We start from the raw sequence: 24,892 nt of genomic DNA on the forward strand, positions 1-24,892 counted from the left end.
CCGCCTGACTGCTGGCCTGCCGCCCGTGCCCGCACGGGCCGACGGCTACCAGCCGGCCGGCTCCGCCACGACCGCGTAGACGCCGTCCAGGTTGACCATGCGGGGCAGCTCGGTCTGGTTGATGACGACGCCGAACTCCTTCTCCAGCGCGGCCAGGATCTCGATCGCGCGCAGCGAGTCCGCGCCGTGGTCCTCCTTGAAGAGGCTGGTCTCGGTGACCTCGTCCTCCTCGATCTCCAGGATGTCGCAGACGATCTCCTTGATGGTCGCAAGGCGGTCGGCACGCGTGCTGGTGGTCATGATTCCGCTACCTCTCGAGTGACGCGAATGAACGCGAAATTAAGTCGGATGAAATCGGATGCGCCGGTGAATTCGAATGCACCGGGCCTGCCGGCCGGACGGGTCGAATTCGCGCCGGAATTCCGCCGGGGCTCCGCAGGACAATTTCTAACAATCCTGTTCGAGTGCCCGCAAGAACCGCTGCAGCAAGCTGCCAGGGCCGCCCGGCCCCGGCCCGGCGGGGGCCGGAACTTACCGGACCAGGCCCTCGGAGAGCCGGACGGCGGCGTCCGTCAGGGCGCCGGCGAAGCGCAGGGCCGGGGTCCGGGTCAGGGTCGCCACCGGCCCGTCCAAGGTCACCGCGGCGACCACCCGGTCGCCGAGCCCGCGCACCGGCGCGGCCAGCGAGGCGACCCCGGCCTCGCCCACCGCCAGGCTCTGCGCCCAGCCCTGCCGGCGCACCCCGGCCAGCGTGGCGGCGCCGAACCCGGCCCCGCACAGCGCCCGGTGCAGCACCTCCGGTTCCTCCCAGGCCAGCAGCACCTGGGCGGCGGCACCGGCCTTCATCGGCTGCGCCACGCCGACGAAGACCCGGCCGCGGCCGGGCCCCGCTTCCGCCGAGGAGACGCAGACTCGCAGGTCGCCCTGTCTGCGGTAGAGCCGGGCGCTGGCGCCGGTGCGGTCGCGCAACTCGTCCAGGACGGGCCGGGCACCCAGCAGCAGCCGGTCCCGGGCAGCCTCGGCCGCGAGTTCGGCGAACCGGGGCCCGAGCACGAACCGGCCCTGCCGGTCGCGGGTGAGCAGCCGCAGGTTCTCCAGCGCCACCGCGAGCCGGTGCACGGTCGGGCGGGTCAGGCCGGTGATCTCGGTCAGGGTCCGCAGTGAGGCCGGGCCGCGGGCCAGCGCGCCGAGCAGCTGCGAGGTCTTGTCGAGGACGCCGACCCCGCTGGTGTCCGGTCCGGCCGCCGCTCGGCCCGCCGTCGTGCCGGTCATCGGTTCAGGCCAGTCTGGCGGCCAGGTCGCGCACCAGCGCGTCCCGCTGCCAGTTCAGGTAGAAGTGGTCGCCGGGCAGCACCACCAGCTCGAACCCGCCGGCGGTCACCTCCGACCAGCCCCGCAGGTCCTCCGGCCCGACCTCCGGGTCACCGTCGCCCAGGTAGCCGGCCACCGGGCAGTGCACCGGGTGCCCGGGCTGCGGGTGGTAGGTGCCGACGATCCGGAAGTCTGCCCGGATGGCGGGCATCACCAGCTCGTACAGGTCGGGATCGGCCAACAGCTCCGCGTCGGTGCCGCCCAGTCGGCGGACCTCCTCGACGATCGCCCGGTCACCGCCCAGGTAAACCGGCTTCGGCCGGACCAGGTGCGGCGCCCGGCGGGCCGAGACGTAGAGGCCGTACGGGCGCACACCGTGCAGCCGCTCCAGCCGCAGCGCGACCTCGTACGCCAGCGAGGCGCCCATGCTGTGGCCGAACAGGGCGATCGGCAGGTCGAGTTCGGGCAGCAGGGCGGCGGTCAGGGCGTCCGCGAGCTCCGGCATGCTCTGCGCGCAGGGTTCGGCGATCCGCTCCTGGCGGCCGGGGTAGCGGGCGGCCAGCAGCTCGACGCCGGGGCCGAGCCGGCCGGCCCAGGGGTGGAACAGGCCGGCCGAACCGCCCGCGTGCGGCAGGCAGACCAGGCGCCGGGCGGGCCGGCCGTCCGGCGCCGGATGACGGCGGAACCAGCTGCCGGGGCCGGCGTCGGGGCCGGTCATGCCAGCGCCTCCCGGGCGGCCAGGGCGGTCAGGGCCTCCGGGCCGTCCACCGCAATCACCTCGGTGTCCGGGCGGATCCGGCGGATCATCCCGGTGAGCGTGCGGCCCGGGCCGAGCTCGATCAGCCGGGCGCAGCCCAGCCGATCGGTGAGGGTGCGCACGCTCTCCTCCCAGCGCACCGGGGAGGTCAGCTGGCGCACCGCCAGCTCCCGCCAGTCGCCGTCCCCGTGGTACGGCCGGGCGTCGGTGTTGGCGACCACCGGCGTGTGCCGGGCCGCGAACCGGACCTCGGCCAGGGCGTCGGCCAGCCGCTCGGCGGCGGGCGCCATGAACGGGCTGTGGAAGGCGCCGCCGACCGGCAGGGTGATCAGCTTGCCGCCGATGCCCGGCGCCTCCAGCGCGGCCCGCTCCACGCCCGCGCGCGAGCCGGACAGCACCACCTGGCCCGGGGCGTTGACGTTCGCCACCCAGATCGGCACCCCGGCCGCGCGCAGCCCGTCGACCAACTCGGTCACCCGCTCCAGCGGGGCGGCGACCAGCGCGCCCATGGTGCCGTCCGCCGCCTCGGCCGCCGCGCGCATCGCCCGTCCGCGCTCGGCCACCAGCGCGGCGCCGTCCGCCAGGCTGAGCGCGCCGGCGGCGACCAGCGCGGAGTACTCACCCAGGCTGTGCCCGGCGCAGCCGGCCACGCCGGTCAGCAGGCCGGCCCGGCGGGCCTGGTCGTGGGCCACCATCGTCACCCCGAAGACCGCCAGCTGGGCCAGGTCGGTGCGGCGCAGCCGCTCGGCGTCGGTGCGCAGCAGCAGCTCCTCGACGTCCTCGCCGGCGTGCCGGGAGATCTCCTCCACCAGCGCCCAGGACTCGGTGTCGCGCCACGGCGCGCCCATCGCCTGCCGTTGCGTCCCCTGCCCGGGGAACACCAAACCGATCGGTTCCGGACTCACGGATCCACCCTCCACACCCTGTGTCGGCGCCGGACCGGACCGGACCGGCGCGTCCGGGCGGAGGCCCGGACCCCTCACGGGGAATCGGGGCCGCGGGCCTCCGCCATCGGTTCCGTCGGGCCGCTCGCGTCCTGCACGGCGGGGCCGGGGTGGGGCCCCGCCAGGGACCCGGGCGACACCGACGGGGAATTCCGCTCCCGGGTGCCCGGAATTCGCCGGGGCACGGCGTCGGGCGGAATTCCCGGACCATTTCTAACCGCCGCCGGTGGCGGGCCGCAACGGCGGCTACAGGAAGCTGCCAGGGGCCGGGGCGGAATTCCGGGCCGGGGGGTGGTTGCCCGACAATGGTCCGGGACCCGGCGAAAACGCGACCGACCCCCCGGTGCCGGGGCACCGGGGGGTCGTGACGCCCGGGATCTACCGGAGCAGGCGTGCCGCCGCGGGCAGGCCGCCCGTGGCGTGGCGGCCGGCGTCCTCCACCGGGCGGCCCGCGATCTCCCACGGCCGTTCCGCCGGCCGACTGCCCTTCGCGGCCGGCGGCCCGGGGTGGCCCGGGTGTTGCGAGTTGACCGGGAGCAGGCCCAGTTCGAAGGCCCTGGCCCCGGCCTGGAACCGGGAGTTGGCGCGCAGCAGCTCCATGATCTCGGCGACGTACCGGCGGTAGGTGCGCACCGAGACCGACAACTCGCGGGCCGCCACCTCGTCGGTGACCCCCGCGTTCAGCCAGCCCAGGATGCGGACCGCGAACTCCGTCCGGGCCCGGTCGCCGAAGTCGACGTGCTCGCTGGCCGGTACGGCGTGCCGCCACACCCCGGCGAACAGGGTGTACAGCGTGCACAGCACCGAGGCGGCCCGAATCACCGAAGCCTCGCGCGTGCCCGCCGTCGACTCCACGCACACCAGCGCCGACCTGTCGTCGATCAGGACGGCCTCCAGCATCGGCATCCTGGCCAGCCGCACCTCCAGCTGCCGCCCGCGCGCCGAGTGGACCCGCAGGAACTCGCGGTCGAACGTCGCGGGCGGACAGAGCAGCCGGAGCTTCACCCCGTCGCCCTTGGCGGACAACAGCCCGTGCAGCGCACGGTGGATCGCCCTGGCGTGCACCACGTCGCTCGCGAAGATCACGTCGACCGACCGCTCGGCCCCCGCGATCATCTCCCCGACCGTGTCCAGCACCGTGCCGTCGTCCGCCGGCACCAGCACCACCGGCGACTGGCTCGCCCTGCGGTCGCGGTGCCTGGCCACGGTCGCTTCGACGAGGGTGCGGACCTCCAGCAACGCCTGGACGACCTCGTCCCCCACTACTGCAGCACCGGCCGTCGGCGGTTGCTCGTCCCGAGGCAGTATCAAATCCATCGACGCACCAGCCTCCACAGCGGGCTCCGGAATTCCGGCTGACCGTCATCTGGAGATCCGAATACGACTAACAAGCTGCTCATTGACATCCCCGTCATGTCCGGCTGAACTCCGGTGCTCCCCGGCTCGACGAACGCATCGTCCAGGTGATCCCGGTCACGTTGGGATCCTCCGCCCCGAAAAACTCCCCAGTCAGATCATTTGACTACGGAGCGTATCGCTCTCCCCCCGCCGGCCACGCACGCGGGCGGCGATCCCGCGATTGGGCGACGAAAACGACGGGAGGCGAACCGGGGCGATCATCCCGAATTCGAGGCGAACGCTAACGCTCACGCCGATGCTCCGTCAACGCACTCGTGGTCGGTGAACGATCAACAAAAATTTCTCCGGATAAGACCGCTAACAGAACGTCAACCTCCCTGGTAGTGGCTTCCGGGGCAACATACGATGTCCGGACGGTACTGTTCCAGCCATCGTGGCCGAATCACTCGGTCCGGGAAATCGTCGACACCCCCGATCCCCCCACCCGGCGCCCCGCCGGGTATCTCGGCAGCCCCATCTGCGCCAGCACCGCGGCCCCCAGCCGGGACTCCGGGCGGCCCAGGTCGAAGGGCAGGTCGAAGTGGTGCCGCGCCGGCTCCACGATGCTGACCACCGGCGCGCCCACCCGGCGCGCCACCTCGGCGAAGTCCTCGTGCTGACGGCCGAACTCCCCCGTCTCGTTGTCACCCCGGGCGATCACCAGCGGTGGCAGGCCGGGTCGCAGGTGGTGCAACGGGCTGTTGCGGTACGCGTCGGACGCGTCCAGGCCGAGTGCGTCGTTGACGTACGTCAGCCGGATCGGCTCAAGGTCGTAGACGCCGCTGAGCAGGCTCGCGCCGGCGATCCGCCCGCCCGCCGGGTCCAGCAGCGACATCACCGCCAGGTGCGCCCCGGCCGAGCTGCCGCTGAGGTGGATGCGGCGCGGATCGACGCCCAGCGCGGGCGCGTTGACGGCCAGCCAGCGCACCGCGCGGCGCACCATCGCGACGATGTCGTCCAGCGGGTGGGCAGGCGCCAGCCCGTAGCCCACGGCGGCGAAGGCGGCTCCCCGGTCCACGAAGTCCGGCGCGGCGAACGCCGCGTCCGCCTTGCCGAGCTCCTGCCAGTAGCCGCCGTGGACGAACACCTGCAGCGGCGCACCCGGGACGGCCGCCGGGAAGAAGTCCAGCAGTTCGGGCGCCTCGGGCCCGTACCGCAGGTCCCGACGGACGGTCAGCCGCGCGCGGGCGGCGGCGCTGTGCCTGGCATAGGCCGCCAGTTCGCCGGGCAGGTCCTCAATGCGGGAACTCGGGGAATAGGCCACGGCCAGTTCGACCCGGTCGAATTCCCGGTACACACGGGCAGCGTCAGTGGTCGCCATCGGCGAAAGTCCCCATCCGGTCGCGGGTGATTGCCGGAATCCGCTCCGGAATGCGCACCAGATTTCGGACGTGGTCACGACAGATTGACCCTCCCGAGGCGATCGCCACCGTCGCGGTCGACGGTGGCGGATCACCCGGTACGGGAGCCGGCGATTCGAAGTGCCGACCAGTAGAGCAGCGGGCCCGCCGCGCGTCGCCGACCGGACGAGAACCGGGCATGAAGCTGACACCACGCCCCGGCCCGGGGCCGGATCGGCAGAATTGCCGGATCCTGCAGCAGATTGCCGACCGTCCGGTTGGTTTCGGCACATTGCTGTCAATCGGGTGGACTCACCGAACGGTGCGATGCCCGCGTTCCGTAAGGTCGGAAACCGGGGACCGGACGGGCCCCGGACCGGGAGGACTCGATGCACAGCCTCGGCACGCCGGGCGTCCGCACGCCGCGGGCCCCCCGCTGTCCCGACCACCCCCCGCCGCCTTCGCCGACGCGATGCGCGCGCTGAGGGCTGGCGACCCGGCGGACGAGGGCACCGAACCCCCTTCGGGCTCAGCGCCGACGTCTGGACCACCGACGGGGCGGAGCGGGAGCGCTTCGTCCGGGACATCCAGGCCGGCGGGGTGTTCTTCAACGGGATGACGGCCTCCCACCCGGCGCTGCCGTTCGGCGGCGTCAAGCGCTCCGGGTTCGGGCGGGAGCTGTCCGGGCACGGGATCCGGGAGTTCTGCAACGTCACCACGGTGTGGATCGGCTGAGCCCTCCCGGACCCCGACTCATCCCGGCCGGGTCAGGACACCATCCGGTGCCGGCCCGGCCCGGGTGTCATCCAGCGGGCGATCACGCCGAACATCGCGATGACCGTCAGGCCCCAGAAGATCGCCATCGGCACCAGCACCGGCAGCAGGCTCACCTGGGCGGCGACCATGCCGAGGCCGACCGAGAGCGCGATCATGAACGTCACCACGGTGGGGCTGAGGCTGAGCAGCCAGTGCCAGGCACGGTGCCCGAAGCCCCGGTTCCGCTGGGCTTCGGGGCCGGCCTCGGCCTCGGCGTCGATTTCCTTGTAGGTCAGCAGGTCCATCGGGATCGCCTCCAATGCCGGACGGCTGGACGGGAGGAGGGCCTGACCCCGGGGGGTCAGGAGGCCTTGCGGGAAGCCGAGGGCTTCCGGGTGGTGGTCCGCTTCGCCGCCGAACTCTTCGCGGAGCCCTTCTCGGTGGTCTTCACGGTGGTCTTCGGGCCCGCCTTCGCGGCGGCCTTCCCGGGCGCCGGGGCGCTCTTCTTCGCCGGGGCGCGCTTGCGCGGTGCGGGCTCCTCGGCGCTGGGTTCCCCGGCGCCGGCGTCCCGCCCGCCCTTGGCCTGTTTGAGGCTGTTGCGCAGCGCCTCCATCAGGTCGATCACGTTGTCCGGGGCCTCGCCCGGCTCCTCCTCGTGCGGGATCTCGACGCCGTCCAGCCGCGCGGTGATCACCTGCTGCAACGCCTGCTGGTAGTCGTCGTGCAGCTGGGCCAGGTCGAAGTCCTCGGAGAGGGTGTCCATCAGGGACCGCGCCATCTTCAGCTCCTGCGGCCGGACGGTGACGTCCCCCTCGGGCGCGATGCCGGCCGCCGGGCGGACCTCGTCGGGCCAGATGCAGGTCTGGAGCACCAGGGTGTTGTCGTGCACCCGCAGCACTGCGGGCGACTCCCGGGTGCGCAGCGCGATCTTGGTGACGGCGATCCGCCCGGACTCGGCGAGCGCGTCGCGCAGCAGGGCGTACGGTTTGGCGGCGCCCTTGTCGGCGACGCCCACGTAGTAGGCCTTGGAGAACATCAGCGGGTCGATCTCGCCCTCGTCCACGAAGGCCAGCACGTCGATGACCTTCTTGCTGGGCAGCGGCAGGTCGGCGAGGTCCTCGTCGGTGAGCGTGACGGTCCGCCCGTCGGGGGACTCGTACCCCTTGGCGATCTCCGCGTACGGCACCTCCTTCTCCTCCCGCTCGCAGTACCGCTTCATCCGCACCCGCCCGCCGTCCTTCGCGTGCACCTGGTGCAGCGGGACGTCGTGCTCCTGGGTCGCGGAGTACAGGTGGACGGGGATGCTGACCAGCCCGAAGCTGATCGTCCCCTTCCAGGTGGTCTGCATGGGGTCGCTCCTGACCGGCGCCGGAAACCGGCCGGCACCGAGAACGCTCGGGATGCTCCTCCGGCATGCCCCGAGAGTCCCACTGTGCCTGGATTTGCGAGGATCGGCCACACCGCGCCGACAATGGGCCGAGGAGGTCGATGCGCATGACCGCCCGGAACCGGCAGGACCGGGGCCAGGCACCGCCGCCGGAGCGGTACGGCTACCTGGTGACGTACGCGGTCCGGGGCGAGCCCGGCGTACGGCGCGCGGAAGTGACCGTGCTGCCCGGATACTCGCAGGAGGAGGACATCCCCCGGATCCTCTCCGCCCGACTGACCGGGCGACCGGCGGACGAGGCGTCGATCACCATCCTCGACATCCGGCCGATCTGACCGCCACCGGCGGCCGATCTGAGGCCCAGCAGAGCTTGGCAACCTCCCAGGATCCTGATGACACATCAGATTTGAGGTTTCCATGCCACCTTTCCACCTACCCTGACCAGGCTTTTTATGTCCGTTGAGCGAACAGTTACCAAAAAATTGTTCCGATACTCGGGCGTAGAAGTTAGGTTGCGAAGCAATGCGCGGGTCAGTCCCCCACCCTCCGGTGCCACGAGCCGAGGGTCAGACCGCGCTGGAAAGGCACAGGGCACCTGATGAGTGCAGACACCACCAAGCCCACCGCGGCCACGAGCCTCCCCCGGCAGTCGGGGCCGATCGGACACGGCGGCGACGGCCACCTGAAGGCCGGGCTCAAGAACCGCCACCTGTCGATGATCGCCATCGGCGGCGTGATCGGCGCCGGCCTCTTCGTCGGCTCCGGCGCGGGCATCGCGACCACCGGCCCCGGCATCCTGCTCTCCTACGCCCTGGCCGGCGCACTGGTCGTCCTGGTGATGCGGATGCTCGGCGAGATGGCCGCGGCCGACCCCCAGAGCGGCTCGTTCTCGGCGTACGCGGACCGGGCGCTCGGCCGCTGGGCCGGCTTCACCATCGGCTGGCTCTACTGGTTCTTCTGGGTCGTGGTGCTGGCCGTCGAGGCGACGGCCGGCGCGAAGATCCTGAACAACTGGGTGCCCGGCGTGCCCCAGTGGGGCTGGGCGCTGATAGTCATGGCGGTGCTGACCTCCACCAACCTCTTCTCGGTGGCCTCCTACGGCGAGTTCGAGTTCTGGTTCGCCGGGATCAAGGTGGTCGCGATCGCCGCGTTCCTGGTGATCGGCACCCTCGCCGCCTTCGGCCTGCTGCCGGGCACCCACGCGGTCGGCGCCAGCAACCTCACCGGCCACGGCGGCTTCCTGCCGCACGGGGTGGGAGCGGTGTTCACCGGCATGCTCACCGTGGTCTTCGCCTTCATGGGCAGCGAGATCGTCACCCTGGCCGCCGGCGAGTCGGAGGACCCGGAGAAGGCGGTCAGCAAGGCCACCAACAGCGTCATCTGGCGGATCGGGATCTTCTACCTGGGCTCGATCCTGCTGGTGGTCACCCTTCTGCCGTGGGACTCCGCCGACGTCAAGGCGAGCCCGTACGTGGCCGTACTGGACCACATCGGCATCAGTGGCGCCGGCCAGGTGATGGACGTGATCGTGCTGACGGCGGTGCTGTCCTGCCTCAACTCCGGGATGTACACGGCTTCCCGGATGGCCTTCTCGCTCGGTCAGCGCGGGGACGCGCCCAAGGCCTTCGCCACGGTGACCTCGCGCGGCGTGCCGCGGGTCGCGATCCTCTCCTCGGTGGTCTTCGGCTTCGTCGCGGTCTTCTTCAACTACACCTCGCCGGACACCGTGTTCGCCTTCCTGCTCAACTCCTCCGGCGCCGTCGCGCTCTTCGTCTGGCTGGTGATCTGCGCCACCCAGCTGCGGATGCGCAAGATCATCGAGCGCGAGATGCCCGAGCGGCACACCGTCCGGATGTGGCTGTACCCGTACCTGACCTGGACGGCCATGGGCATGATCGGGTTCGTCATGGCGTACATGTTCACCGACGCCGACGGGCGCAAGCAGATGTACCTGTCGCTGGTCGCCGCAGCCATCGTGCTGGCGGCCTCGGCCGTGGTGGGCCGACGGCGGCGGGCCGCGGTGGCGGCGGGATCCTGACCCGCCCGCCCCGCGCGGGAACGCCGGGCCCGGGAGCCGTTGCACAGGCTCCCGGGCCCGGCGCCGTTCCCGGCGCCGCCGCGGGCCGGATCGGCGGCGAGGAGCTGGCCGCCGTCCGGTGCGGGCGTTGCGGCGGCGGGCAGCACGAGCAGGCCGGCGCCGAGCACCAGACCGGCCAACAGGCTCATCAGCCTGCCGAGTTGACGCTTCATCGGACTCCTCCTTGACAGGTGGGGACCACCGAGAGTGGCCCGGCGGGCGCCGCGACAGGAAGGACCGGGCCTTGCCGGTCGAAACTGGCAGGAACACGGCAATGCGAGGTTCCGGGCCCGGAGGCCCTAGGGTGATCGCCCATGCGGGATCTTGCGGCGGGGGCGAAGTACCTGATCGAGGGCCAGAAATGGGTGGGCCGACACGGCCGTTGGTGGGGCTTCGGGATACTGCCGGCCCTGCTCGCCCTGGCCGGCTACGTCGTCGCGCTCGCCCTCCTCGGCGCCTGGTCCCTGGATCTTGCGGACTGGGTCACCCCGTTCGCCGACCACTGGGCTTCTCCCTGGCGGGGCCTGCTGCGCGACACCCTCGCGGCGGTCGTCTTCGGCGGCGGCCTGCTGCTCTCCCTGCTCACCTTCACTGCCGTCACCCTGCTGGTCGGACAGCCCTTCTACGAGGCGCTCTGCGCCAGGGTCGACGAGACCGAGGGCGGCGCGCCCACCCCTCCGGACACCGCGCTCTGGCGGGAGCTGCTGCTCGCGGTGCGCGACAGCGTGTACGTGCTGGTGCGGGTGGCCGCGTTCGGCGTGGTGCTGTTCGCCTGCGGATTCATCCCGCTGGTCGGTCAGACCGTGGTCCCGGTGCTCGGCTTCCTGGTGTCCGGCTTCTTCCTGACCGTCGAGCTGACGGCCGTCGCCCTGCAGCGGCGCCGGGTGCCGCAGCCGGAGCGGATCCGGCTGCTGCGCGCCCGGCTCGGACTGGCGCTGGGTTTCGGCACGCCGCTGGTGCTGGCCTTCCTGGTGCCGCTGGTCACGGTGTTCGCCATGCCGGGGGCCGTCGCCGGCGCCACCCTGCTGGCCCGTGACCTCGTCCCGACCGCACCGGAGGAGGAGAAGGGGGAGCAGGGCCCGGCCTCCGACGTCTCCGCCGCCACCGCGCGGCCCGTCCCGGGCAACCCGTACGCCACCCCCTGAGGCCGTCACCGTCCGGTCACGCTGCGCCGACCTCGTCCCCGCGCGCGTGTGAGCCCGCCCACAGCGGGATCGCCATCCACGATCCCCGATAGTGGACGGGCACCCCCCAGCGCCCGCCCCGGCGCCGCCGAGGCGCCCCGGCCGGACCGCCCGCGGCCTCGCACCGCCGGAAGAACACAGGCCACTGCGGCTGCCGCCTTGCGATCCGTCGTCGTCGCCCCGCCTCGACCCTCGGTGCGCAATTCAGACAAATGCCACCAAATCGGCCATCGAAGCCCGCTGCGGCCGCCCCGCGACCACGATCCCGCGTAGTAGTGAACGCCTTTGCCACCCGTCCCCGGCCCTGCCAAGAATGGCCCGTCGCCAGGCAGCGCGGCCGGCCACCTCCGCCGCGCAGCCCGTCCGCCCCGCCGCTTCCGCCGGGGCGCCACGGTCGTCCAGGGCGGCCGCACGGGCCCCGCTCGCACGGAGCCCACGCGATGCCCCGCCCCGCGCCACCGGCCCGGCCCCCGACGGAGAAGGATCGTCCGCTTCATGCAGCTCAGCCATGCCCGCCGCAACTCCCTGATCACCGGCGTCACCACCCTCGTGGTCGCGAGCGCCGCCACCGCCGCCCTCGCCATCCCGCAGTCGGGGAACACCACCGGGGCCGCCCCCGTGGCCGCCGTCTCGGTGGACGGCAAGCCGGTCGCCGGCCAGGGCCAGGCCGACACCGCTGCCGCTGCCGCCGCCGAGCAGGCCGCCCAGGAGGCCCGGGCCAAGGCCGAGGCGGACGCCGCCGCCCAGGCACAGGCCGAGGCCCAGGCCCAGGCGGACGCCAAGGCCAAGGCCGACGCCGAGGCCGCCGCCTCCCGCTCCCAGGAGCGCCAGAACCTCACCGCCGCGCCGACCGGCTACTCCGGCACCCCGCAGCAGATCGCCGCGCAGATCGTGCCGGCCGGCCAGCTCCAGTGCTTCAGCAACATCGTGTTCCGCGAGAGCAGCTGGAACCCGCTCGCGGTCAACGCCTCCTCCGGCGCCTACGGCCTGGTCCAGGCCCTTCCCGGCTCCAAGATGGCCTCCGCGGGCGCCGACTGGCGCACCAACCCGGCCACCCAGATCAAGTGGGGGCTGAACTACATGAACACCCGCTACGGCAGCCCCTGCGCCGCCTGGTCGTTCTGGCAGGCCCACCACTGGTACTGAGCCGAACCGGTTCGACGCCGGGCCCGCGACGCACCCCGCGTCGCGGGCCCGGTGCGCATCACCCCAGGTCGGGGGCGTGGACACGTCCGGAAGGCGACGTGAAGATATGGCGCACACTCGTACGATTTGCCACTGATTGCTCGGAATGACGGCCCATCGCGGCTTTGCCACGGTTCGCAGGCCCTCTTACGCTCCGGCGTCATGCCCTCACCCCTGATCAGCGTCGTGCTCCCCGCCTACGACCAGCACACCCAGCTCGCCGCCTGCCTGGACTCGCTGCTCGCGCAGTCCCTGGCCGACATCGAGGTGATCGTCGTCGCCGACCGCTCCCCGGAGACCGCGGGCGGGCTCGCCGACGCGTACGCGGCCCGGCACCCGCGGGTGTCCGCGCTGCACCTGAACGCGGCGGTCGGGGTCGGGACGAGCCGCAACGCGGGGGCGGCGCGGGCGGCCGGCGAGTACCTGCTGTTCCTGGACGCCGACCACCTGCTGCCCCGGGACGCGCTCCAGACGCTCACCGACCGGCTCAGGCAGACCGGCCCGGTGGACGTGCTGCTGTTCGGCCACTCCCGCCGGCACCAGGACCGGGACTGGCCGGGCGGGGCCGAGGCGCTGCTCGCCGAGGCGGGCCCCGAGCCGTTCGCGCCCTTCGACAAGCCCGCGCTGTTCGGCGCGCCGCCACTGATCTGGGACCGGCTGGTCCGCCGCGGCCACTGGGCCGAACTGGGCCTGGCCTTCCCGCCCGGCCGCTACGAGGAGGTCCCGGTCGCGCACGGCGCGCTGCTCGGCGCCCGCAAGGCCGCCGTGCTGGCGCGCGAGTGCGTCCAGCTGCGCCGCCGGGAGACCGTCCACCCGGCGAGCGGCCCGGGCAGCAGCGTCTTCGACCTGTTCGAGCAGTACGAGCGCAGCTTCGCCCTGCTGGAGGACCAGCCGCACCTGTACGCGGTGCGCGACGCGCTGTTCGTCCGGATGATCCGGCACTACCTGTTCGTCTTCGACCTGGCGGGCTGCGTCACCCGCGCCGAGCGGCCGCAGTTCTTCCACCGCGCCGCCGAGCACCACCGCCGCTTCCAGCCGCCCGGCCACCGCCGGCCGGGCGGCCGCGAGGGGATCAAGTTCTCGCTGCTGGCGGGCGGCGCCTACCCGGCCTTCGAGGTGGCCAAGCTCTCCCACATCGCGCGCGGCACGCTCACCGGGCGGAAGTGAGCGGCTCGCCGATCGGGGACGGGCGAGGTAGGCGTCGGGGCGACCGGCCCCGCGACCGCGGGTTCGTCGAACACGACCGTTGAGGGTGTCACATGACACCGCCGGGGCCCGAGCCTGCGATCATCGGCGGAGCCGTCGCCGCACCGCCCGGGAGGTCCCTGGTGAGCCGTCCGTCCGCCGTCCCCGGGGCCGAGTTGGCCCGCGAGCTGGCCGCCGTGCTGCGCGGCGAGGTCCGCTTCGGCGCCGCCGAACGCACCGTCTACAGCCAGGACGCCTCCAACTACCGGCAGTTGCCGCTCGGTGTGGTCAAGCCCGCCGACCTCGACGACGTGCGCACCGCGCTGGCGCTCTGCCGCGTCCACCGGGTGCCGGTGGTGGCGCGCGGGGCCGGGACCAGCATCGGCGGGCAGGCGATCGGCCCGGGCGCGGTGGTGCTGGACTTCCGCCGCCACCTCGGCGCGGTGCTGGAGCTCGACCCGGAGTCCCGCACCGCGCGCGTCCAGCCCGGCACCGTGCTCGACGACCTCCAGCGCGCCGCCAAGCCGTACGGGCTGCGCTTCGGCCCCGACCCGTCCACGCACAGCCGCTGCACCCTCGGCGGCATGATCGGCAACGACTCCTGCGGCTCGCACTCGCTCGCCTGGGGGCGCACCGCCGACAACGTCGAGCGGCTGGAGCTGCTGCTTGCGGACGGCACCGAGCTGACCGTCGGCGGGCGGCTCACCTCCCGGGAGCGCGCCGCGCTCGCCGCACGGCCCGGGCGGGTCGGTCAACTCCACACCGAACTCCAGGAGTTCACCGACCGCAATCTCGCCGTCATCCGGCAGGGCATGCCGCAACTTCCCCGCCGGACCTCCGGTTACCCGCTGGACGCGCTGCTGCCCGAACGCGGCCACGACCTGGCCCGGGCGCTCACCGGCACCCAGGGCACCTGCGCACTGCTGCTCGGCGCCACCGTGCGCCTGGTCGAGGACCCGCCCGCCCGGGCGCTGGTGGTGGCCGGCTACCCCGACGAGGGCGCCGCCGCCGACGCCGTCCCGGCGCTGCTGCCGTACGGTCCGCTGACCGCCGAGGGCATGGCGGCCGACCTGATCGCCGCGCTGCTCGCCGCCGGGCCCCGCCCTCGGGCGCTGGACCGGCTGCCCGACGGCGAGTGCTGGCTGTTCCTGGAGACCGGCGGCGACACCCCGTTGGCCGCCTACCAGGCCGCCCGCCGGCTCGCCGACGCGGTGCGCCGCGAGCGCTCGGCCACCGTCGCGCTGGTCACCGACCCGGTCGAGCAGCGCCAGCTGTGGGCCGTCCGGGAGTCGGGCGCGGGGATCGTCACCCGGCTGCCCGGGGGCGGCCAGGCCTGGCCCGGCTGGGAGGACTCCGCCGTCCCGCCCGAGCGGCTCGGCGACTACCTGCGGGACCTGCGCGCCCTGCTGCGCCGGCACAGCCTGCACGGCGTCCCGTACGGGCACTTCGGCGACGGCTGCGTGCACCTGCGGATCGACTTCCCGCTGGACGAGCCCCAAGGGGTGCTGGTCTTCCGGGAGTTCCTGGAGCAGGCGGCCGATCTGGCGGTCTCGTACGGCGGTTCGCTCTCCGGCGAGCACGGCGACGGACAGGCCCGGGCCGAGCTGCTGCCGCGCATGTACCCGCCCGAAGTCATCGACCTCTTCGGCCGGTTCAAGCGGATCTGGGACCCGGAGAACCTGCTCAACCCGGGCGCCCTGGTCGATCCCCGCCCGCTCGACGCCGACCTGCGTTTCGTCATCGCCCCGCGCGGCACGCTGCCGCTGGCGCTCCCGTACGAGCGGGACGGCGGCAGCCTGGTCGAGGCGGTGCACCGCTGCGTGGGCGTCGCCAAGTGCGTCGCCCCGGGCAGCGGGGTGATGTGCCCGAGCTACCTGGCCACCGGCGAGGAGCGGCACTCCACCCGGGGGCGGGCCCGGCTGCTCGCCGAGATGCTGCGGGGGATGACGGCACCTGCCGGCCGCCGGACCGGCGGCGCGATCCCGGACGGCTGGCGCTCGGAGGAGGTCCGGGAGGCGCTGGACCTCTGCCTGAGCTGCAAGGGCTGCGCGAGCGACTGCCCGGTCCACGTCGACATGGCGACCTACAAGTCCGAGTTCCTGTACCAGCACTACCGGCACCGGCCGCGCCCGCTCGCGCACTACTCGATGGGCTGGCTGCCGCTCTGGCTGCGGGCCGTCGCGCTCGCGCCCGGGGCCGCCAACACGCTCGCCCGCTCCCGGGCCGGCGGGCTGCTCAAACGGCTCGGCGGAATCGACCGGCGGCGGGTGCTGCCGGTCTTCCCGCCGGAGACCTTCACCGCCTGGTACCGGCGGCACCGCGCCGCGCACCCGGCCCCGGCGGGCGCCCGGCCGGTGCTGCTGTGGCCGGACACCTTCTCCGACCGCCTCCAGCCGGACGTGCTGCGTTCGGCCGTCGAGGTGCTGGAGCACCTGGGCTTCGACGTGCGACTGCCCTCGGGCCCGGTGTGCTGCGGCCTCACCTGGTACTCGACCGGCCAACTCGGCACCGCCCGAAGGGTGTTGCGGCGAAGCCTGCGGGTGCTCGACGCGGACGGGCCGGCGGCCGACACCCCCGTGGTCGGCCTGGAGCCGAGCTGCACCGCGACCCTGCGCGAGGACCTGCCCCGGCTGCTCGGTGCGGAGGGCCGCCCGCTCGCCGGCCGCATCCGCACCTTCGCCGAGTTCCTCGACGAGTACGCCCCGGACGCCCCGCTCCCCCGGATCCGGCTGGACGCCGTCACCCAGACCCACTGCCACCAGCACGCGGTGCTCGGCAGCGCCGCCGACCGCCGGGTGGAGTCGCGGCTCGGCCTGAACAACCGGGTGCTGGACTCCGGCTGCTGCGGCCTGGCAGGCGACTTCGGCTTCGAGCGGGGACACTTCGAGGTGTCCGAGGCCATCGCGGAGCGGGTGCTGCTTCCCGAGGTCCGGGCCGCCGGGCCAAAGACGGTGGTACTGGCGGACGGCTTCAGCTGCCGCACCCAGATCGCCCAACTCGCCGACGGGCGGCAGGCCCTGCACCTGGCGGAGCTGATCGCCCGGGAGCTGCGGCGCCGGGTCTAGCCGTGCGCGGCGAGGAAGGCCCCGGCGTGCGCCGCGGCCTCCTCGCGGGTCCGGTGGCCGGTGGCCGTCTCGCCGCGTTCCCCGTCCGCTCCGGTGGCCGTCCAGCGCCAGCCGCCGGAGGCCTCATCCTCGGCCAACTCGGCGGTGCCGCCGAACAGTTCGAGCGGTCCGGGCCGCGCCGTCGGGCGGCTGACGGCCTCCGGCCACTTCTTCCGGGCACCCTGCCGGGTGATGCCCCAGGCGGTGCCGAGCTGCTCGTAGTTGGCGCCGTAGGAGCCCGCGGTGGCGGCCGCGACCGCGGCGAGCCGCTTGACCTCGGCGTCGACCAGCCTCCAGGCGGACAGCACGGTGAGGGCGACCTCGACCGGCTCGGCGTTCCACATCCGTTCCACGGGCAGGCCGGTCGCGCGGGCGCGCACGGCGGCGGCGAGGGGGTCGAGCGCGTCGAGGAGGGCCTTGGCCAGCTCGGCCTGTTCCTCGTGGGTGATCTCCACGGTCGTCATGTCGACAACCATAGTTGCCGAACCCATTCTCGACAACCAAAGTTACCGACGGAACCGGTCCAAGGGGTTCACATCCCACGGAGCCCGCCGCTCCGGCGCGAACGGAGTCCCCGAGGAGACCGCCCGGAAGCCCACCACCAGCGCCTCCCCCAGGAAGCCCACGCCGATCGACAGCTGGACCGGCCGGGCCTCCGGAGCCAGACCGAAGTGCGCGGCGAGCGCGGCGAAGCCGGCCATCACGCCCAACGACAGCGCCGCGACCAGGAAGGTCCGCCCCGTGTAGCGCTGCCACAGCACGCCCTCCCGCTCGTAGACCCGGATGGTGGCGCCGCGCACCGCCCCCAGCGCGACGCCGAGCGCGGCGCCCGCCGCGATCCAGCCGTAGCCGGCCGGGCCGAGGCCGTGCCGCTGCGCGAGGCTCGCCGAGACCCTCCCGCTGGACGCCGGGCGGCGGGAGGAGTCCGCGCTCTGGCTCTCCTTCGTCACCGCCGCCCGGACCCGGCCCGACCTGCGGCCCCGCGCCGCCGAGATGCAGGCCGGACTGGACGACCTGGTCCGACGCGTCCTCGCCGAGTCCGAACGCTCCGGCGGCCTGGCCCCCGGCCTCGACCTCGACGTCGAGACCCGCAGGCTCTCCGCCCTGCTGGACGGCCTCACCCTCCAGGCCGTCCAGCACCCCGACCTGGTCGGCCCGGACGAGCTGCGCGCGGTGCTGCGCCGCCACCTCGACACCTTGGCCGCACCGACCTCCTGACACCGCGTCGGCACCCCGGCACAATGGCGCGATGACCCTCACCACCACCGAGGCGGACAGGCTCCTCACCGATCACTTCGCCCCCTGGGTGCAGGCCCTGGGCCTGTCGACCACCGAGACCGGCGAGCGCCATGCCGTCCTGCGCCTGCCCTGGTCCGAGCTGCTCGCCCGCGAGGGCGGCGGGCTGTCCGGCCAGGCGCTGATGGCCGCCGCCGACACGGCCTGCGTGATCGCCGTCGCGTCGGCCCGCGGCGGCTTCGGCCCGATGACCACCGTCCAGCAGTCCACCACCTTCCAGCGCGCGGTCCTCGCCCAGGACGTGCTGGTGCACGCCCGGATCACCAAACTCGGCCGCCGGATCGCCTTCCTCGACGTCGCCCTCACCCCCGAGGGCGCCGAGGATCCCGCCGCCCACGCCACCGCCGTCTACGCCCTGGGGTGACCTGACCGCCCGCCCCCGGATACCCCGCCGGCGTCGCCGCGTTCCCGCTCGGCGGCGGGTACTGCGCCTCCAAGTGGGCCCTGGAGGGCCTGAGCGAGGCGCTCGCCCAGGAGGTCGCCGGGTTCGGCGTCAAGGTGACCGTGGTCGAGCCCGGCAGCTACGCCACCGACGCGCCCGCCTCCGCCGTGCGCGCCGGGGCCGACCCTCACTACGACCGGCTGCGCGACGCCTTCGCCGCCTACGCGCAGTCGCTCGACCTCGGCGACCCGGCCGCGGCGGGCCGGGCCCTGCTCCGGCTCGTCGACGCCGAACAGCCGCCGCTGCGGGTGTTCTTCGGCGCCCAGGGCCACCCGATGATCCAGCAGGTCTACGCCGACCGCCTCACCACCTGGGCCGCATGGGCGGAGCTCTCGGCCGAGGCGCACGGCCCCGGCGTCACGGCGCCCTGACCGGCACGCCCGCGGCCCCCGCCCTTCCCCGGTCGGGGCCGCGGCCCGCGGGCGGTGCCGGCCCTGTCCACACGCGGTGTCAGCCCTGGGCGGCCCCCGCGGGGGACTCCTCCGCACAGACCGCCGACACGAACTCGGCGACCCGTGCCTGCGGCAGACCGCGCGCGATGTCCGCCTCGCTGATCATGCCGACCAGCTTGTGCTCCGGGTGGTTGATCACCGGCAGCCGGCGCACCTGGTACTGCTCCATCACCCGCAGCACCTGCTCGCAGTCCTCGTCCGCCTCCACCGTCATCGGCCGCCCCTGCGCCAGCTCGCCCGCCGTCACCGACGCCGGGTCACGGCCCTCGGCGACGCAGCGCAGCACGATGTCGCGGTCGGTCACGATCCCCAGCAGCTTGTCGCCCGGCCCACAGATGGGCAGGGCACCCACGTCGCGTTCCCGCATGATCCGGGCGGCGGCCGCGAGCGTCTCGTGCTCGCGGATACACTCCGCGCCCGGGTGCATGATGTCGCTGGCTTTGGTCATGGTCCGCCTCCTGACCTGGTTCCCTCCCCTCGTCCATGGTGGTCCGCACGGATGGCCGACGCCACCGGGGCCGGTGCGTCCGGGAGACCCGGCGGCGCGCTCAGGCCTCGTGGTCCGGCCCGGTGGGACCGCCCCGCTCGACCCGGCCGTCCGGCGACTCCGGAGGGTCCAGCGGCAACTCCTCCAACACCTCCTTCAGGGGCTGGAGTTCGTGCCTGGGCTGGTCCGGTCCGAGCTCCTCCTCCGGCACCTCGCCGCTCTCCACCGCCTCTTCCGCGGCCTTCGCCCCGGCTGCGACCGCCGCGGCCGTCAGCAGGTTCCGCTGCTGCACCTCCGTCGCACTGTCCAGGAAGCGCAGCAGCTCCACCGGGAAGGGCAGCACCAGCGTCGAGTTCTTCTCCGCCGCCACCTCCACCACGGTCTGCAACAGCCGCAGCTGGAGCGCGGACGGGGTCGCACTCATCACCGCCGCGGCCTCCGACAGCCGCTCCGAGGCCTGGTACTCACCGTCCGCCGTGATGATCCGGGCCCGCCGCTCCCGCTCGGCCTCCGCCTGCCGGGCGATCGAGCGCTTCATCGACTCCGGCAGCGCGACGTCCTTGATCTCCACCCGGTCGATCTCGATGCCCCAGCCCAGCGCCGGGCTGTCGATCATCAACTCCAGCCCCTGGTTGATCGGTTCGCGGTTGGCCAGCAGGTCGTCCAGCTCGCTCTTGCCGATGATCGAGCGCAGCGAGGTCTGCGCGACCTGGGAGATCGCGAAGTTGTAGTCCTGCACGTTGACGGTGGCCTTCACCGCGTCCACCACCCGGAAGTAGACCACCGCGTCCACCCGCACGGTCACGTTGTCCCGGGTGATGCCCTCCTGCGCCGGGATCGGCATCGTCACGATCTGCACGTTCACCTTGCGCAGCCGGTCCGCGATCGGCAGCAGCGCCACCAGCCCGGGACCGCGCACCTCGTCGCGCACCCTCCCGAAGCGGAACACCACGCCCTTCTGGAACTGCTGGACGACCCGGATGCTCATGCTCGCCCAGATCGCCCCCAGCCCGGCGAGCGCGCCCAGGGCACCCAGCACCGCATCGACGATCATCGCGGCCTCCTCGCGGCCTGTGCGCACACCGACGCGTCCGGCCGCCGCCGACCCGGACCGGCCGGGGACCGCCGGAGCAACTGATTCCACGCTACGCCTGCCCGGACGGCGCCGGAACGAACGTGCCGCAGCGCCTAGGATCTTGGCCATGCCGACCGTGGCCGTGCCTTCCTCCCCCGCCGACGACCCCGACGACCCCCGCCACCCCGCCGAGGCCGCCGCCCGGGCCGTCGGACTCGCCGCACTGGACCGTGTCGTCACCGGCTGCCGGGCCTGCCCGCGCCTGGTGGAGTGGCGCGAGGAAACCGCCCGGACCAAGCGCCGCGCCTACCAGGACTGGGACTACTGGGCCCGCCCCATCCCCGGCTTCGGCCCGCCGGACGCCCCGCTCGTCCTGGTCGGCCTCGCCCCCGCCGCCCACGGCGCCAACCGCACCGGCCGGATCTTCACCGGCGACCCCTCCGGCGACCTGCTCTACGCCGCCCTGTACGACCTCGGGCTCGCCAACCGCCCCGAGTCCGTCCGCCACGGCGACGGCCTGGAGCTGTCCGGCGTCCGGATCACCGACCCGGTCCGCTGCGCCCCGCCCGACAACAGGCCCAGCACCGCCGAACGCGACACCTGCCGGCCCTGGATCACCCGCGAACTCCAGCTGCTGCGGCCCACCGTACGCACCGTCGTCGCCCTCGGCGGCTTCGCCTGGCAGGCCATGCTGCCGGTCATCGCGGACGCCGGCTGGCAGGTCCCCCGCCCCCGACCCGCCTTCGGCCACGCCGCCGTGGCCGCCTTCCCGGCCCGTGACGGCGGCCCGGACCTGCGGATGTACGGCTGCTACCACGTGAGCCCGCGCAACACGAACACCGGCCGGCTGACCACCGCGATGCTCCGGGACCTGCTGCGCGAAGCGGCCCGCTCGGCGGGCCTCGACCCCCGGTAGCGCGGCCCACGGGCACCCGGAGCGGGCCGGTCGGTCGAACCGCCGGGCGGCCGTGGTCCCGGCCATCCCCTCGGCCACCCGGCGGGGAGCCCCGGTCCCGGACCGCCGGCGTGCCGGGTCAGCCCCCGCGCGCACCGGCCCCGACCGCCGTCCGACCGGTGGAGCGAGGGCAGCGGCAGGACAGGCCCTACCCGAACCGGGGCAGCTTCCGCTTGCCCGCCCGCCGCCACACGTCCGGCAGCCGTCGCCGCGTGGCCTCCTGCGTGGCCAGCTGGCGGCCGTACAGGGCGCCGTAGCCGAAGGGCTCGCCACCGCTCGCCGCGTGGGCGACGAGGGTGCCCGCGGCGACCACGGCGTCCTGGTGGTCGCCCAGCACCTCCTGGACGGCCTTCATCCGCCGGGCGTAGCGCTCGGCCCGGGCGCCGGCCACCGGAACGGCGGTCTCGCCGGCGTACCGGGCGCGCTTGGCCGCCTTGCGGGCCTGGTGGAGTGCGGCGTTCCGCTCCTCGGGGGCGGCGGCGAGGGCGGTGCGGACGCGTTCGGCGGTGCGGTCCTGCTCCCGGGCGGCGATCCGGGAGAGCTCCTGGACGGCGCCGCGGCCCGCGCGCGGACGCAGCGGCGGGTCGGCGAGGAGGATCGCGATGGCCTCGCCGAGGGCCCGGCGGCGAGGGCTGTCGAGGGCGGCGACCACCTCGGGCCAGACCTGGCGGTACTCGGCCTCGCCCCACCGCTCCAGCGCGGCGGCGACCCGCTGCGGCTCGCACTCGGCGGGCAGCTCGCGGGCCTGGGCGACCAGCCGTTCGGCCAGCACCTCGCGGTCCCGCGCCCCACCGAGGGCGGCGGCGAGCCAGCGCAGCTCGGCGACCAGGTCGTCGGTGGCTCCGGGGGTGAACAGCCGCCGGAAGGTCTGCAGGGCGCTGCGCAGTCGCCGGCAGGCGACCCGCATCCGGTGCACGGCGTCCGGCTCGTCCGCCCGGACGGCGTCGTCCAGGCCGGCCAGCACCACCGCCTGTGCCTCGATGCGGGCCAGCAGCACCTGCCCCACCGTGGTCTCGGGTTCCGTCATGCGCGCTCGCCCCCTTGCCGGGTCGGCGGGAACGCCTTCCAGGCTAATCCAGGTACGGCTGCTGTCGACCTCGCAGGCTACTGAGGGCGCATCAGCCGGAACAGGGACCTACGGGCCCTCGTGTCGGGTGTGAGTGCCATGGCATACTCCGGAGCGTGACGACCTCGACCCATGCGACCAGGGCCCTGCGGGCCGCGGTGTTCACCGCGCTCGCCGTGCCGATGGCCGCATTGGGCCAGGTGGTCATCACGGGCCGCCCGCTGCCGCTGTCGCTGGTGGCCTCGGCCGGTGCCGTCGTCTTCCTGGTCGCGGCCGTGCTGGCCGGCGGGGAGCGGCGGATGCTGCACATCTCCGGCGTGATGGTGCCGGTCGAACTGCTGCTCAACACCACGTTCAACCTGGGCCAGACCAGCTGTTCGCCGGTGCTGGCCGGTCAGGTGCCCGCACGCGGGGTGAACCTGCTGGTCTGTGGCGGCGGTTCGGTGGACGGCTCGCTGCTGGGCGGTCCGCTGGGCCACGTCGGGCAGTTGGCGCCCGCCGCGACCCAGCTGCTGCTCCTGCTGGTGCACCTGGTGATCGCCCTGGCGGCCTCCGCCTGGCTGCGGATGGGCGATGCCGCCCTGTCCGGCCTGGCCCTGGCGCTGCGTGCCCTGCGCGAGTCGCTGGCCGGCCCGCTGCGTGCCCTGGTCGTCCTGCTGCTCCCGGCTCCGGTGCGTCCGGTCCTGCGGGTGCCGCTGCCGGTGTCGGACCGCGCCCGGCCGCGCCGCGAGGACGTCGTGCTGAGCCCGGCGCCCCGGCGTGGCCCGCCCGCCTTCGCGCCTGCCTGCTGATCGACCGTCCCGTCCGATCACCCCGTACCCGGCCGGACGGCCCCGGTACGCCCGCAGGCAGTGCGCACGACTCCCGCGTTCACCGACCCCGCCGCACCAGGTGCGGCTCTCCGCGCGCACCCGCGCGCCGCGTACAGGAGTTGACTTCCCCACCCATGTCTCAGGACAAGAACAAGAAGCGCGTCAGTGCCCGTGAGCGGATCCAGGAGGCGCAGCGCCGCGAGCAGCAGGCCGCCAAGCGCCGTCAGCGGATCGTGGTGACGGTCTCGGCCGTCGTCGTGCTGGCCCTCGCGGGCGGTGTCGCCGTCGCGATCAACTCGGCCTCGGACAAGAACGACAAGTCCTCCGGCGCCGGTGCGGCGCCGCTGGTCGTGCCCGCCAACGCCTCCGGCCCGGACGGCACGGTGATCACCTACGGCAAGGCGGACGCCCCGCACACCATGGAGATCTACGAGGACTTCCGCTGCCCGGTCTGCAAGCACTTCGAGGCGGCGAACGGCGAGACCGTCAAGAAGCTCACCGAGGACGGCCGGATCAAGGTGGAGTTCCACCTGGCGTCCTTCCTGGACAAGAACCTCGGCGGCAAGGGCTCGCGCACCGCGCTGGCCGCGGCCGGCGCCGCGCTGAACGAGGGCGTGGACAAGTTCAAGGCGTTCCACGACGTGCTGTACGCCAACCAGCCGGACGAGCGCGAGGACGGTTTCGGCGACGTCAACCACATCCTGGACCTGGCCGGCCAGGTGCCCGGTCTGAAGACGGACGCCTTCGTGAAGGCGGTGACCGACAAGACCTACGCCCCGTGGGCGGCCAAGGTCTCCGACGCGTTCAACAACAGCGGGGTGACCGGCACCCCGACCGTCAAGGTGGACGGCAAGCAGATCACCCTGTTCGCCGCCAACGCCGTCGTCCCGCCCGAGCAGTTCACCGCCCAGGTGAAGCAGGCCGCCGGCCTCCAGTAGGCCCGGCCACCGCACGGCACCACCCGGCCCGGCCGAACTCCCGGCCGGGCCGGCCCCTCCCAGCCAGTCACCGGAGTGTGCTGCCTTGACCGCTGCTACCACCGTGCACCCGTCCCGCTCCGCCCCCGACGACGCGGGCCGGGCTCCGATCGGCGCGAGCCGGGCCTACGCCTTCCTGCTGTTCCTCGGCGGGCTGGTCGGGCTGGCCGCCTCGGCCGTCCTGACCTTCGACAAGCTCCGCATCCTGGAGAACCCCTCCTACGTCCCCAACTGCAACATCAACCCGGTGATCAGCTGCGGCTCGGTGATGCGCACCGAGCAGGCGGAGGTCTTCGGTTTCCCGAACCCGCTGCTCGGGCTGGCCGCGTTCGGTGCGCTGGCGGCGATCGGCGCGGGGCTGCTCGCCGGTGCCGCGTACCGGCGCTGGTTCTGGCTGGGCCTGAACGCGGGCACCGCACTGGGCGTGGTGTTCGCGCACTGGCTGATCTACCAGGCGCTGTACGACATCGGCGCGCTGTGCCCGTACTGCATGGCGGTGTGGGCGACGGTGGTGGTGCTGTTCTGGTACACGACGCTGCACAACCTGCGCGAGGGCGTGATCCCGGTGGGCCCGCGTGCACGGGTGGTCGTCCGGGAGGCGGCCCGCTACCACTGGGCACTGCCGGTGCTGTGGGCGGCGATGATCGCGCTGCTGGTCCTCAACCGGTTCTGGTACTACTGGAGCACGCTCCTCTGACCGGC

The 24,892-nt window shown here is 73.7% G+C and carries 25 protein-coding genes and 2 pseudogenes; 14 read left to right on the forward strand and 13 right to left on the reverse strand.

Annotation, left to right across the window (positions count from 1 at the left end; translation table 11 throughout):
• Positions 1-45: 45 nt before the first annotated feature.
• The 6 genes from AB0O11_RS08640 to AB0O11_RS08665 all read right to left on the reverse strand — a co-directional run bounded on the left by AB0O11_RS08640 (position 46) and on the right by AB0O11_RS08665 (position 5,731).
• Complete coding sequence (locus tag AB0O11_RS08640) at positions 46-300, reverse strand: acyl carrier protein (protein ID WP_363383345.1); 255 nt, start codon at positions 298-300, stop codon at positions 46-48.
• 231 nt (positions 301-531) lie between these two features.
• Positions 532-1,272: an IclR family transcriptional regulator C-terminal domain-containing protein gene (locus AB0O11_RS08645; protein ID WP_363383347.1), complete on the reverse strand. Its 741-nt coding sequence runs from the start codon at positions 1,270-1,272 to the stop codon at positions 532-534.
• A 4-nt stretch (positions 1,273-1,276) separates the two neighbouring features.
• Positions 1,277-2,029: an alpha/beta fold hydrolase gene (locus AB0O11_RS08650; protein WP_363383349.1), complete on the reverse strand. Its 753-nt coding sequence runs from the start codon at positions 2,027-2,029 to the stop codon at positions 1,277-1,279.
• Positions 2,026-2,973, reverse strand: coding sequence for an ACP S-malonyltransferase (locus AB0O11_RS08655; protein ID WP_363383350.1), 948 nt, complete (start codon positions 2,971-2,973; stop codon positions 2,026-2,028). The genes AB0O11_RS08650 and AB0O11_RS08655 overlap by 4 nt, the downstream gene beginning before the upstream one ends.
• A gap of 417 nt (positions 2,974-3,390) precedes the next feature.
• On the reverse strand, positions 3,391-4,329 hold the full coding sequence (locus tag AB0O11_RS08660; protein ID WP_363383352.1) for a transcriptional regulator: 939 nt from the start codon (positions 4,327-4,329) through the stop codon (positions 3,391-3,393).
• 484 nt (positions 4,330-4,813) lie between these two features.
• Entirely contained in the window at positions 4,814-5,731 is a 918-nt protein-coding gene (locus tag AB0O11_RS08665; protein WP_363383354.1) for an alpha/beta hydrolase, read from the reverse strand.
• A gap of 535 nt (positions 5,732-6,266) precedes the next feature.
• Here AB0O11_RS08665 and AB0O11_RS08670 point away from each other — a divergent pair.
• A pseudogene (locus AB0O11_RS08670) lies at positions 6,267-6,485 on the forward strand (aldehyde dehydrogenase family protein); the annotation flags it as partial.
• A 32-nt stretch (positions 6,486-6,517) separates the two neighbouring features.
• Here AB0O11_RS08670 and AB0O11_RS08675 read toward each other — a convergent pair.
• Both AB0O11_RS08675 and AB0O11_RS08680 read right to left on the reverse strand, forming a co-directional pair.
• Positions 6,518-6,811 carry a hypothetical protein gene (locus AB0O11_RS08675; protein ID WP_363383356.1) on the reverse strand — a complete coding sequence of 98 codons (294 nt, stop codon included), beginning with the start codon at positions 6,809-6,811 and terminating at the stop codon, positions 6,518-6,520.
• A gap of 56 nt (positions 6,812-6,867) precedes the next feature.
• Positions 6,868-7,854, reverse strand: a complete 987-nt coding sequence (locus AB0O11_RS08680; RefSeq protein WP_363383358.1) for a Ku protein — start codon at positions 7,852-7,854, stop codon at positions 6,868-6,870.
• A 146-nt stretch (positions 7,855-8,000) separates the two neighbouring features.
• Here AB0O11_RS08680 and AB0O11_RS08685 point away from each other — a divergent pair, with 146 nt between their 5' ends.
• The 6 genes from AB0O11_RS08685 to AB0O11_RS08710 all read left to right on the forward strand — a co-directional run bounded on the left by AB0O11_RS08685 (position 8,001) and on the right by AB0O11_RS08710 (position 16,589).
• Complete coding sequence (locus tag AB0O11_RS08685; RefSeq protein ID WP_363383360.1) at positions 8,001-8,228, forward strand: hypothetical protein; 228 nt, start codon at positions 8,001-8,003, stop codon at positions 8,226-8,228.
• A 380-nt stretch (positions 8,229-8,608) separates the two neighbouring features.
• Entirely contained in the window at positions 8,609-9,931 is a 1,323-nt protein-coding gene (locus AB0O11_RS08690) for an amino acid permease (RefSeq protein ID WP_363383562.1), read from the forward strand.
• A 353-nt stretch (positions 9,932-10,284) separates the two neighbouring features.
• Positions 10,285-11,115 (forward strand): EI24 domain-containing protein, encoded by an 831-nt coding sequence (locus tag AB0O11_RS08695; protein WP_363383361.1) that lies wholly within the window; start codon positions 10,285-10,287, stop codon positions 11,113-11,115.
• Positions 11,116-11,649: 534 nt separating this feature from the next.
• Positions 11,650-12,300, forward strand: a complete 651-nt coding sequence (locus AB0O11_RS08700; RefSeq protein WP_363383363.1) for a transglycosylase SLT domain-containing protein — start codon at positions 11,650-11,652, stop codon at positions 12,298-12,300.
• Positions 12,301-12,501: 201 nt separating this feature from the next.
• A complete protein-coding gene (locus AB0O11_RS08705) occupies positions 12,502-13,506 on the forward strand; it encodes a glycosyltransferase family A protein (protein WP_363383365.1) in 1,005 nt (334 codons plus the stop codon).
• 161 nt (positions 13,507-13,667) lie between these two features.
• Positions 13,668-16,589 carry an FAD-binding and (Fe-S)-binding domain-containing protein gene (locus tag AB0O11_RS08710; RefSeq protein ID WP_363383366.1) on the forward strand — a complete coding sequence of 974 codons (2,922 nt, stop codon included), beginning with the start codon at positions 13,668-13,670 and terminating at the stop codon, positions 16,587-16,589.
• On the opposite strand, the gene AB0O11_RS08715 is transcribed toward AB0O11_RS08710, so the two are convergent.
• Positions 16,586-17,092 carry a hypothetical protein gene (locus AB0O11_RS08715; RefSeq protein WP_363383368.1) on the reverse strand — a complete coding sequence of 169 codons (507 nt, stop codon included), beginning with the start codon at positions 17,090-17,092 and terminating at the stop codon, positions 16,586-16,588. The genes AB0O11_RS08710 and AB0O11_RS08715 overlap by 4 nt on opposite strands.
• Before the next feature lie 42 nt (positions 17,093-17,134).
• Complete coding sequence (locus AB0O11_RS08720) at positions 17,135-17,578, reverse strand: DUF1453 domain-containing protein (protein ID WP_363383369.1); 444 nt, start codon at positions 17,576-17,578, stop codon at positions 17,135-17,137.
• Here AB0O11_RS08720 and AB0O11_RS08725 point away from each other — a divergent pair.
• The 3 genes and pseudogenes from AB0O11_RS08725 to AB0O11_RS08735 form a co-directional block, all read left to right on the forward strand.
• Positions 17,529-17,846: a TetR family transcriptional regulator C-terminal domain-containing protein gene (locus tag AB0O11_RS08725; RefSeq protein WP_363383564.1), complete on the forward strand. Its 318-nt coding sequence runs from the start codon at positions 17,529-17,531 to the stop codon at positions 17,844-17,846. The two genes, AB0O11_RS08720 and AB0O11_RS08725, sit on opposite strands and share 50 nt — an antisense overlap.
• A gap of 31 nt (positions 17,847-17,877) precedes the next feature.
• On the forward strand, positions 17,878-18,288 hold the full coding sequence (locus AB0O11_RS08730; protein ID WP_363383371.1) for a PaaI family thioesterase: 411 nt from the start codon (positions 17,878-17,880) through the stop codon (positions 18,286-18,288).
• 38 nt (positions 18,289-18,326) lie between these two features.
• Positions 18,327-18,737: pseudogene (locus tag AB0O11_RS08735) on the forward strand (SDR family NAD(P)-dependent oxidoreductase); the annotation flags it as partial.
• Positions 18,738-18,816: 79 nt separating this feature from the next.
• Here the strand turns inward: AB0O11_RS08735 and AB0O11_RS08740 are convergent.
• Both AB0O11_RS08740 and AB0O11_RS08745 read right to left on the reverse strand, forming a co-directional pair.
• Positions 18,817-19,266 carry a CBS domain-containing protein gene (locus AB0O11_RS08740; protein WP_363383373.1) on the reverse strand — a complete coding sequence of 150 codons (450 nt, stop codon included), beginning with the start codon at positions 19,264-19,266 and terminating at the stop codon, positions 18,817-18,819.
• Positions 19,267-19,366: 100 nt separating this feature from the next.
• A complete protein-coding gene (locus AB0O11_RS08745; protein WP_363383374.1) occupies positions 19,367-20,359 on the reverse strand; it encodes a slipin family protein in 993 nt (330 codons plus the stop codon).
• A 148-nt stretch (positions 20,360-20,507) separates the two neighbouring features.
• Between AB0O11_RS08745 and AB0O11_RS08750 the strand changes: the two genes are divergently transcribed.
• On the forward strand, positions 20,508-21,296 hold the full coding sequence (locus tag AB0O11_RS08750; RefSeq protein WP_363383376.1) for a uracil-DNA glycosylase: 789 nt from the start codon (positions 20,508-20,510) through the stop codon (positions 21,294-21,296).
• A gap of 187 nt (positions 21,297-21,483) precedes the next feature.
• On the opposite strand, the gene AB0O11_RS08755 is transcribed toward AB0O11_RS08750, so the two are convergent.
• A complete protein-coding gene (locus AB0O11_RS08755) occupies positions 21,484-22,362 on the reverse strand; it encodes a CHAD domain-containing protein (protein ID WP_363383378.1) in 879 nt (292 codons plus the stop codon).
• A 155-nt stretch (positions 22,363-22,517) separates the two neighbouring features.
• On the opposite strand from AB0O11_RS08755, the gene AB0O11_RS08760 reads away from it, so the two are divergent.
• The 3 genes from AB0O11_RS08760 (at position 22,518) to AB0O11_RS08770 (ending at position 24,887) form a co-directional block, all read left to right on the forward strand.
• Positions 22,518-23,192, forward strand: a complete 675-nt coding sequence (locus AB0O11_RS08760; protein WP_363383380.1) for a hypothetical protein — start codon at positions 22,518-22,520, stop codon at positions 23,190-23,192.
• A 155-nt stretch (positions 23,193-23,347) separates the two neighbouring features.
• Positions 23,348-24,151, forward strand: a complete 804-nt coding sequence (locus tag AB0O11_RS08765) for a thioredoxin domain-containing protein (protein WP_363383382.1) — start codon at positions 23,348-23,350, stop codon at positions 24,149-24,151.
• 85 nt (positions 24,152-24,236) lie between these two features.
• Positions 24,237-24,887 carry a vitamin K epoxide reductase family protein gene (locus AB0O11_RS08770; RefSeq protein ID WP_363383383.1) on the forward strand — a complete coding sequence of 217 codons (651 nt, stop codon included), beginning with the start codon at positions 24,237-24,239 and terminating at the stop codon, positions 24,885-24,887.
• Positions 24,888-24,892 lie beyond the last annotated feature (5 nt).

The sequence above is a fragment of the Kitasatospora sp. NPDC093102 genome, assembly GCF_040683915.1.
GTDB lineage: Bacteria > Actinomycetota > Actinomycetes > Streptomycetales > Streptomycetaceae > Kitasatospora.